Genomic DNA, 8,731 nt, shown 5'->3' with positions numbered 1-8,731 from the left:
CGACCTCCTGGAAGGAGTCCGGGTCCAGGAGCAGCTCGATACGCTCCCGGGCCGTCAGCTTGCCCTTGGCATGCTGCGCCTCGGTCGCCTTCTCGGTGGGCCCCGCCACGGCCACCGCACGGATCTCGTGCAGCTCGGCCACGCGGCCGTGCACGTCGGCGGGCTCGACCGCGGTCAGGGGCCGGTCGTCCACTGTGGTCATGGGAGTTCCTCCTCACGTGCGCCACGCGCATCGAACACAAGGACCGGTTCAGGACCGGGACGGGCAGGCTGGAACCGCCGTCGGCCCGTGCCGGGGACGCGGCCGCCGCCGAGCACCGCCTCGGGCGGGAGCCGGTGCACCACGGTCCGGGGAGCCGGTCCCCTGATGGCGGCGGCCGCCGCGTGGCCGGGGCCGCACGGCACGTCGAGGACGCTCCAGCCGTCCGGCCGGGGCGGGGCGTCCGGTCCTCCCTCGCCGAGGTACACCTCGGACGTCCAGCCGCCCACTCCGACACCCATCCCCTTCAGGCAGGCCTCCTTGCGGGCCCAGAGCCGGGCGAAGAAGGCCGGGCGGTCCGGCGCCCGGAGGCCCGCCAGCTCCCGCTGCTCATACGGGTGGAGAGCCGAGCGGCAGATGTCCACCCGCTCTGGGCTCGGCATCTTCTCGACGTCGACACCCACCGGTGCGTGGGCCACACCGACGAGCACCGCGCCCCGGCTGTGCGACAGCGAGAAGTGCGGGGCGTCGGGCCCGGCGCCGGCCAGCACCGGGCGGCCGTGCGGACCGCCGCACCGGGGGCAGTTCGCCCGGGCGAACGCCAGCTCCTTCGACGGCGTCCGCAGGTACCCGCCCAGCAGTCGGCGCAGCGCGACGTGCGCGGCCACGTACAGCGCGCGGTCGCCGCGCCGCCGGAAGGCGTTCGCGCGGCGCCGCTCGGTCTCGTCGAGTTCGTCGAACGCGAGCGGCCCCTGCTCTGGCGGCGCCAGCTGCCACAGCGCCAAGTCCCCTTCATCCAAATGGAGTTCACTCCAGATAGGGGCGGCCGTCATGCGGAGCGGCGGCGCACGTCGTCCAGCAGGACGGCCTGCCGCAGGGTGTCCGCGCGCGGGGCTGCTCCGGCACGGACAGCGGTGACGAACGCGGCGACCGTGGCCGCGACCTGGTCGGCCGGCTCCAGCCGGATCTCCTCACCCTCGCTGCCTCGGTGCAGTCCGATCGCGGGCACGAAGTCCGCCGGCGGGGTGAAGGCCCGGTCCACGGTGATCCGGCCCTCGCTGCCCCACAGTTCGTACCGGGAGGCATAGGCGTGCTCCATGCCGAACGTGAGGTGAGCGGTGACCCCGCCGGGAGTGGCCAGCAGCGCGGCGCCCGACGTCTCGACCTCCCGCCCGACGCCCCGGATGAGACGGGCGCCGACCACGTCGAGATCGTGGCCCAGGAAGTGCAGGGCGGCCCGCAGCGGGTAGAGGCCGACGTCCGCCAGCGCGCCGCCGCCGAGCTCGGCGGAGTACCGGATGTCGTTGCCGGGGAGCGGGGGGATGGCGAACTCCGCCCGCAACACGCGGAGTTCGCCGATCCGCCCGTCGGCAACCAGGCGCCGCACCGCCTCGTGCCGGGGATGGTGGACGAACATGACGTTCTCCATCAGTGCCACACCCCGCTTCGCGGCGAGGTCCAGGAGCCGCTCGGTGCTCTCCGGGTCCATGGTCAGGGGCTTCTCGGCCAGGACGTGCTTGCCCGCGTTCAGCGCCGACTCCACCCACGGGGCGTGCAGCGCGGCCGGCAGGGGCACGTACACGGCCTGGATGTCGTCGGCGTCGAGCAGTTCGTCGTAGCCCTGGACGGGGCGGCAGCCGAAGCGGCGGCCGACCTGTTCGGCCCTGGCCCGGTTGCGGCTGGCGACCGCGGCGAGCTCCAGACCGGGGGAGGAGGCGAACGCGGGCAGCATCCGTCGCACCGCGATGTCCGCGCAGCCGAGCACCCCGATCCGCACCGGCCCGCTCATCGGGGGTTTGCCGTGGTGGCGTTGAGGCAGGCCAGGAGTGTGCGGGCCTGGACATTGAGGTAGTGGCCGTGGCGCACCAGCCAGGTGAGCTGGTCCGGCGTGACCCAGGCGTAGCCGGCCGGCGGATCGAGCGGGAGGTCGTGGTCGCCGGCGTCGACGATCAGATACCGGCTCTCGGCGTTGAGGAACCGGCCGCCCTCCTCCGAGTGCACGGCCTCGTACCGGATGCGGTCCGCCGGCGCCGCGAGCACGGTGTCGAGGAACGACGGGCGTTCCGTGGCGGGCAGATGGGCGTAGTTTCCGGGCGTGTACTGGACCGTGGGGCCCAGTTCGACGGTGTCCAGGAAACCGCCCTCGACCCGGGCGTGCACCAGGACATGGGGGACGTCGTCGAACGTGCGGGTGAGGAACGCGGTGACGCCCAGGCCCACCGGCTCGAACAACGGCTGGGTCCAGCCGGTGACTTCGCGGTTGCCGGCCTGCACGGCGACCGCCACCACCTTGAAGTAGCGGCCCTCCTCGTGTTCGACGGTCATCTCGTCGCGCCGCCAGCCGGGCAGCCCGGCCAGCGGTACGCGCTCGGCGTGCACGTCGTGCCGGGAGCGCTCGGTGGTGATCCAGGACAGCAGCTGGGCGTCGGACAGCAGGGCGCCGGCCGCCGTCTCCGGGACGGGCAGGCAGGACAGGACCGTACGCGAGTCCATGTTGACGACATTGTCCTGGTGCAGGAGTTCCGCTATCTGCCCGAGGGTGAGCCAGCAGAAGTCGTCGAGGAGCGGCACGTCGTCGTCCGTCAGCACGATCATGTTGCGGTTGGACTTGTGGAAGAACCACGAACCGTGCTCGGACTGCAGGACGTCCGCGACGACCCGGCCGCGGCCCGGGCCGACGAAGTGCTCCAGGTACTTCACGTCCGCGCCCTTGTGGGCCTTGGTGTAGTTGCTGCGGGTGGCCTGCACGGTCGGGGACAGCTGGAGCAGGTTCGGGTTGCCGGGCTCCATCTTCGCCTGCATCAGGAAGTGCAGGACGCCGTCGAACTCCTTGCCGAGGATGCCCAGGATGCCGACTTCGGGCTGCTTGATGATGGGCTGGTGCCATTCGGCGTGCGGGCCGTCGCCGAACGGAGCGCCCCGCTCGGTGACGTGCAGGCCCTCGACCGTGAAGAAACGGCCGCTGCGGTGCTCAAGGTTGCCGGTGGCGTCCTGGAACGACCAGCCGTCCAGGCGGGCGAAGGGGATCCGGTCCACGCGGAAGGCGTTGGCGCGGCCCCGCTCGGCGAGCCAGTCGGCGAAGCCGGCGGTCGTCAGGTGTACGCCCCGGGTGGTGGTGGCCGACAGCGCCAGCCGGTCCGCCAGCAGCTTCACGTCTTCGCGCGGCTGAAGGGTGAGAGGCGGCATCAGAGAACTCCCTGTGTTCGATGTGTCGATGGATGAGACATGTCTGATGTCGTGACCTGCGGGTCATCGGATGTCGGCCGGGCCGGCGCGGCGTACCGGGTGAACGTGCCGTCGCCGGGCATGGGGTCCGGGTACGCCTTGAGGCCGATTCCCCTGTCAGACGTACACGGATGCCGTGAAGTCGCCGAGGATCCGCCGGTAGTAGTCGGGTCCGAAGCCCATCTCCGCGACCTGCGGAACCAGGGCGCGCAGCTTCTCGGTGGAGATGACGTGCTGGCGGACGCCCGTGTCGTGGTACTCCCTGCGCGCCCTGAGTCCGAGGGCCTTCGCGAGATGGTCGACGATGTCCTCCACCGGCACCGCGAAGCCCGATGCCACGTTGACCGTCTCGGCCCGCAGGTCCGTGGCGAGCAGGTGGTCGACGACGGTGATGACGTCGCCGACGTCGATCAGGTCGCGGGCCGCGCCCCGGTGCACGCGGACCGCGCCCTCGCGCAACTGCCGCACCAGCGTGGGCAGCAACTGGTGCTCGGGCTGGTCGGGGCCGACCAGATGCCCCAGCCGGAGGATGACATGGTCGGCCCCGGTGCCGCGCAGCAGTTCCTCCAGGGCGAGTTTGTGCGCGCCGTAGGGGGTGCAGGGCGTCACCGGGACGTCCTCCCTGCCGGGCCCCTCGGCGAGCCCGTACATCCCGGTCGCCGCGGTGGAGAAGAACAGCAGCCGCCGCCCCTCGGCCGCACACCGCTTCGCGACCTCGTCCACCAGCGCGGCCTCGCGGGCGAAATCCGCGTCCGAGGTGCCGCTCGCCCACGACACCCCCGCCGCCAGGGCCACGGTGTCCGGATGCCGGCCGGCCAGCGGACGCAGGTTCCGCGCCAGGAAACCGGTTCCCACAATGTCCATACGTCGTTGTCCCGATCTCTGGAGAGTAGGAGGGCCGTTCAGCTCAGCCGCGCGCGGCCACGAACTCCTTGATCGAGGCGGTGACGTAGTCCAGCATCTCGTCGGTGAGCGCCGGGTAGACCCCGATCCAGAAGGTGTGCTCGGTGATGAGGTCGCTGTTGGTCAGCTCGCCCACGATCCGGTGCGGCTGGTCGATGTAGGCCGGGTGGCGGGTCAGGTTGCCCGCGAACAGCCGGCGGGTGCCGATCTTGCGCTCCTCCAGGAAGTCCACCAGTTCGGCGCGGCGGAACGGCGCCTCGGGGTCCACAGTGATCACGAAGCCGAACCAGCTCGGCTCGGAGCGCGGGGTGGGCTCGGGCAGCAGCAGCCCCGGAACCCCGTCCAGGCCCTCCCGCAGCCGCCGCCAGTTGCGCTGCCGCGCCTCGATGAAGGAGTCCAGCTTGGCCAGCTGGGTCAGACCGAGTGCGGCCTGGATGTCGGTGGCCTTCAGGTTGTAACCGACGTGCGAGAAGATGTACTTGTGGTCGTAGCCGGCCGGCAGCGTGCCCATCTGGTACTTGAACCGCTTCAGGCACCGGTCGTTCTCGCCCGGCTCGCACCAGCAGTCCCGGCCCCAGTCCCGCAGCGACTCCACGATCCGGGCCAGGGCGAGGTTGGACGTCAGGACGCAGCCGCCCTCGCCCATGGTGAGGTGGTGGGCCGGATAGAAGCTGACGGTCGTCATGTCGCCGAAGGTGCCGGTGAGCTTTCCGTCGTAGAGCGAGCCGACCGCGTCACAGTTGTCCTCGATGAGGAACAGGTCGTGCTCCTCGGCGAGCTGGGCGATCTCGGTGACCTCGAAGGGGTTGCCGAGCGCGTGGGCGATGATGATGGCCCGCGTCTTCGGGCCGATCGCCGCCGCCACCCGGTCGGCCGTCGCGTTGTAGGTGCTGAGGTCCACGTCCACGAACACCGGGACCAGGCCGTTCTGCAGGATCGGGTTGACCGTGGTCGGGAAGCCCGCCGCGACGGTGATGATCTCGTCGCCCGGCTTCAGCCGCCGGTCCTCCAGGGTGTGCGAGGTGAGGGCCGACACGGCCAGCAGATTGGCCGACGAACCGGAGTTCGTGAGGTGGGCCTTGCGGCGCTTGAGGCGTCGGGCGAAGGCCGACTCGAACTTGCGCGAGCTGGTCCCGGCGGCGATGCGCATCTCCAGCGCCGCCTCCACCAGTGCCGCCCGGTCGTTCTCGTCCAGGACGGCACCGGACGGCCAGATCTCGGTCGTACCGGGGACGAACTCCCGGGCGGGGGAGGCCTCTCGGTGGTATTCGCGGACGCCTTCGAGTACCAGGTCCTTGCGGTCGCTCATGATCGTTTCCCTTCTTCGGCCGGTGCGTCGGCCGTGATCCCGAGTGGTGTGCCGGGTAGGGGGTGTTCCGGCGGCAGTACGGAGGCGAGCAGCTCGCGCAGGGAGTCGTCGAGGCTGCGAAGCGGGCGCCAGCCGAGCAGGCGCCGCGCGCGGGAGACGTCCAGGCACTGCCACGCGACGTCGGTGCGCGAGCCCGGTCCCTCGGCGGCCTCGACCACCGGGAGCTCAAGTCCGCTGAGTGTGATCATCCGGTGGATCAGCTCGCGCATCGGTACCGCCGTGCCCCGGCCCACGTTGATCACCTGACCGGCCACGTCCGCCTCCGGCGCGGTGATCGCGGCCAGCACCGCCGCGGTGGCGTCGCGGGCGTCCACCAGGTCGCGGGCCGCGCGCAGTGCCGGAAGGCGCAGTTCGTCGGCCTTCTCGCCGCTCGCGTCGGCACGGGCGGCCGCACCGAGGTGGGCCGCGACCCGGCCGAAGAGACTGCCCTCGGGAACCCCGGCGCCGATCACATTGGCGAGCCGCAGCACCACGCCGTCCACCCCCTGCTCCCGGGCGCGCAGCACGGCCCGCGTGCCCTGGAGCTTGGTGCGGCCGTACGGGGTGACCGGCACGGGCTCGTGCTCCTCGCCGGTGGCGGCGTCCGGGGCACCCGCCCCGTACTCGTGGACGGTGCCGAGCTGGACCAGCCGTACCGGCGGACCGGGCAGCGCCGCGAGCGCCGCGAGGACCCGCTCGACCAGTTCGGCGTTGCCCGCGGCCATCTGCGCCTCGTCGGCCTGCCAGGCCCGGCCGGCCGCGTTGACCACGACGTCGGCGCCGGCCGCCGCGAGGACCGTGGCGATCTCCCGCGGCGACGCCGTCACCAGGTCCAGGCCGACGGCCGACACGCCGGGCCCGACGGCCGGCGCGGAGACCGCGGGCGCGCTGCGGGAGACCAGGTGCACCCGGGCGCCGTCCGCGGCGCACGCCGCGCCGATGCGGCGGCCCAGGAAACCCGTGCCGCCGAGGATCACGACCGAGAGCCCGGCCACCGGCCGGTGCTCAGACCGCACGGCTCGTTCCGTGCTTGACGGCCTTCCACCAGTCGGGGTTGTCCCGGTACCAGGCGACCGTGTCGGCCAGGCCCGTCTCGAAGCCGGTCTGCGGCGCGTAGCCGAGCTCCTCACGGATCTTCGACTCGTCGATCGAGTAGCGCAGGTCGTGCGCCTTGCGGTCCGCGACGCGGCGGATCATCTCTTCGCCCGCGCCGGTCAGCTCCAGCAGCCGCTCGGTCAGGGCGAGGTTGCTGTACTCGTTGCCGCCGCCGATGTTGTAGATCTCGCCCGCCCGCCCCCCGTTGAGCACCAGGTGGATGCCACGGCAGTGGTCGTCCACGTGCAGCCACTCGCGGACGTTGCGGCCGTCGCCGTACAGCGGGACCTGGCGGCCCTCCAGGAGGTTGGTGACGAACAGCGGGATGACCTTCTCGGGGTGCTGGTAGGGCCCGTAGTTGTTGGAGCAGCGGGTGATCGAGAGGTCCACGCCATGGGTGCGCCAGTAGGCCCGCGCGACCAGGTCCGAGCTGGCCTTCGAGGCGGCGTAGGGGGAGTTGGGCAGCAGCGGCCACTCCTCCGTCCAGGAGCCCTTCTCGATCGAGCCGTACACCTCGTCCGTCGAGACGTGCACCACCCGCTCGATGCCGCTCTCCAGCACGGCGTCGAGCAGTGTCTGGGTGCCCAGGACGTTCGTACGGAAGAACTCGCCGGCGCCCTCCAGGGAGCGGTCGACGTGCGACTCGGCCGCGAAGTGGACCACGGCGTCGTGGCCGGGCACCAGTTCGCGCAGCAGGTCGCGGTCGCACACGTCGCCGCGGACGAACACCAGCCGCTCGTGCGAGGCGGGCAGGTTCTCCCGGTTCCCCGCGTAGGTCAGCTTGTCCAGGGCGGTGACCTGGGCGCCCTCCCAGCCGGTGTACTTGTCGGCCAGCAGGCTGCGCACGAAGTGCGAGCCGATGAAGCCGGCCGCTCCGGTGACCAGGATCCTCATGCCGCGACCTCCACTCGGGTGTGATCTCCGACGACCAGGCAGTGATGGCCCGTGCCCGGACCGGTGGTGCCGACGGACGCGGCGCGCCCGATCAGCGAGTTGCGCAGGCCGCGCACGCCGGTGACCGACGCCTCGTCCAGGGCGATGGAGCGCTCCAGCCGGCTGTCCGTCACCGTGCAGTCCCGTCCGATGGAGGTGTGCGGGCCCACCTGGCTGTCCTGAAGGACCGTGCCCGCGCCGATGATCGCCGGCCCCTCGACCCGCGACCGCACGATGCGCGCCCCCGCCTCGACCACCACCCGGCCGACGAGCACGCTGTCGGCGTCGACCTGTCCGTCGACGCGCGGGGTCAGGCCGTCCAGGAGATGGCTGTTGCACTCCAGGACGTCCTCGACCCTCCCGGTGTCCTTCCAGTAGCCGTCGTAGAGGCTGGCGCGCACGTCCGCGCCGGAGGTGACCAGCCACTGGACGGCGTCGGTGATCTCCAGTTCGCCGCGGCTGCTGGGCGAGATGGCCGCCACCGCCTCATGGATGGCGGCGGTGAAGAAGTAGACCCCGATCAGGGCCATGTCGCTGCGCGGCTGCCGCGGCTTCTCCACCAGGCGCAGCACCTCCCCGTCGGGGCCGAGTTCGGCGACGCCGAAGGAGCGCGGGTCGGGGACCTTGTGCACGACGACCTGGGCGGCCGGGCGCTCCCGGGTGAACTCCTCGGCGATCTCGGTGACTCCGTCGGGCAGCATGTTGTCGCCGAGGTACATCACGAAGTCGTCGTCGCCGAGGAAGCCGCGGGCGATGGACACGGTGTGGGCCAGTCCGCGCGGTGCGTCCTGGGGGATGTAGGTGATGCGCACGCCGAACCGGGCACCGTCGCCGAGCACGGCCTCGATCTCGGGGCCGCGGTTGCCGACGATGACGCCGACCTCGGTCACCCCCAGCTCCCGGACGGCGTTCAGCACATGCACCAGCACGGGTGTGTTGGCGATGGGGATCAGTTGTTTGGGCATCGAATAACTGAAAGGCCGCAGGCGGGTACCAGATCCGCCGGCGAGCACCAGAGCCTTCATCGA

General features: G+C 71.7%; 9 protein-coding genes. All 9 read right to left on the bottom strand.

The genetic code is table 11. The features are described from left to right. On the bottom strand, positions 1-202 hold a 202-nt coding region (locus ACZ5K7_RS30095), incomplete at its 3' end, for a carboxyl transferase domain-containing protein (protein WP_468918070.1). Beyond that, on the bottom strand, positions 199-999 hold the full coding sequence (locus ACZ5K7_RS30090) for a 4'-phosphopantetheinyl transferase family protein (RefSeq protein ID WP_468918068.1): 801 nt from the start codon (positions 997-999) through the stop codon (positions 199-201). The genes ACZ5K7_RS30095 and ACZ5K7_RS30090, both read right to left, overlap by 4 nt. A gap of 29 nt (positions 1,000-1,028) precedes the next feature. Beyond that, a complete protein-coding gene (locus ACZ5K7_RS30085; RefSeq protein WP_468918065.1) occupies positions 1,029-1,988 on the bottom strand; it encodes a Gfo/Idh/MocA family protein in 960 nt (319 codons plus the stop codon). Further along, the gene (locus ACZ5K7_RS30080) at positions 1,985-3,385 is read right to left on the bottom strand and encodes an NDP-hexose 2,3-dehydratase family protein (RefSeq protein ID WP_351713474.1); all 1,401 of its coding nucleotides are present in this window, start codon (positions 3,383-3,385) and stop codon (positions 1,985-1,987) included. The genes ACZ5K7_RS30085 and ACZ5K7_RS30080 overlap by 4 nt, the downstream gene beginning before the upstream one ends. 156 nt (positions 3,386-3,541) lie before the next feature. Continuing rightward, entirely contained in the window at positions 3,542-4,288 is a 747-nt protein-coding gene (locus tag ACZ5K7_RS30075; protein WP_351713472.1) for an NAD-dependent epimerase/dehydratase family protein, read from the bottom strand. Between the two features lie 43 nt (positions 4,289-4,331). After that, a complete protein-coding gene (rfbH, locus tag ACZ5K7_RS30070; RefSeq protein WP_351713470.1) occupies positions 4,332-5,636 on the bottom strand; it encodes a lipopolysaccharide biosynthesis protein RfbH in 1,305 nt (434 codons plus the stop codon). Then, positions 5,633-6,691 (bottom strand): NAD-dependent epimerase/dehydratase family protein, encoded by a 1,059-nt coding sequence (locus tag ACZ5K7_RS30065; RefSeq protein WP_468918061.1) that lies wholly within the window; start codon positions 6,689-6,691, stop codon positions 5,633-5,635. The genes rfbH and ACZ5K7_RS30065 overlap by 4 nt, the downstream gene beginning before the upstream one ends. Further along, complete coding sequence (gene rfbB / locus ACZ5K7_RS30060; RefSeq protein ID WP_351713466.1) at positions 6,681-7,664, bottom strand: dTDP-glucose 4,6-dehydratase; 984 nt, start codon at positions 7,662-7,664, stop codon at positions 6,681-6,683. Before rfbB ends, ACZ5K7_RS30065 begins: the two co-directional genes overlap by 11 nt. After that, on the bottom strand, positions 7,661-8,728 hold the full coding sequence (locus ACZ5K7_RS30055) for a glucose-1-phosphate thymidylyltransferase (protein ID WP_351713464.1): 1,068 nt from the start codon (positions 8,726-8,728) through the stop codon (positions 7,661-7,663). Before ACZ5K7_RS30055 ends, rfbB begins: the two co-directional genes overlap by 4 nt. Positions 8,729-8,731 lie beyond the last annotated feature (3 nt).

It is taken from the genome of Streptomyces sp. NPDC031497, from assembly GCF_055580905.1.
The sequence above is the reverse complement of the archived record's forward strand: the minus strand, read 5'-3'. Positions and strand labels throughout refer to the sequence as shown.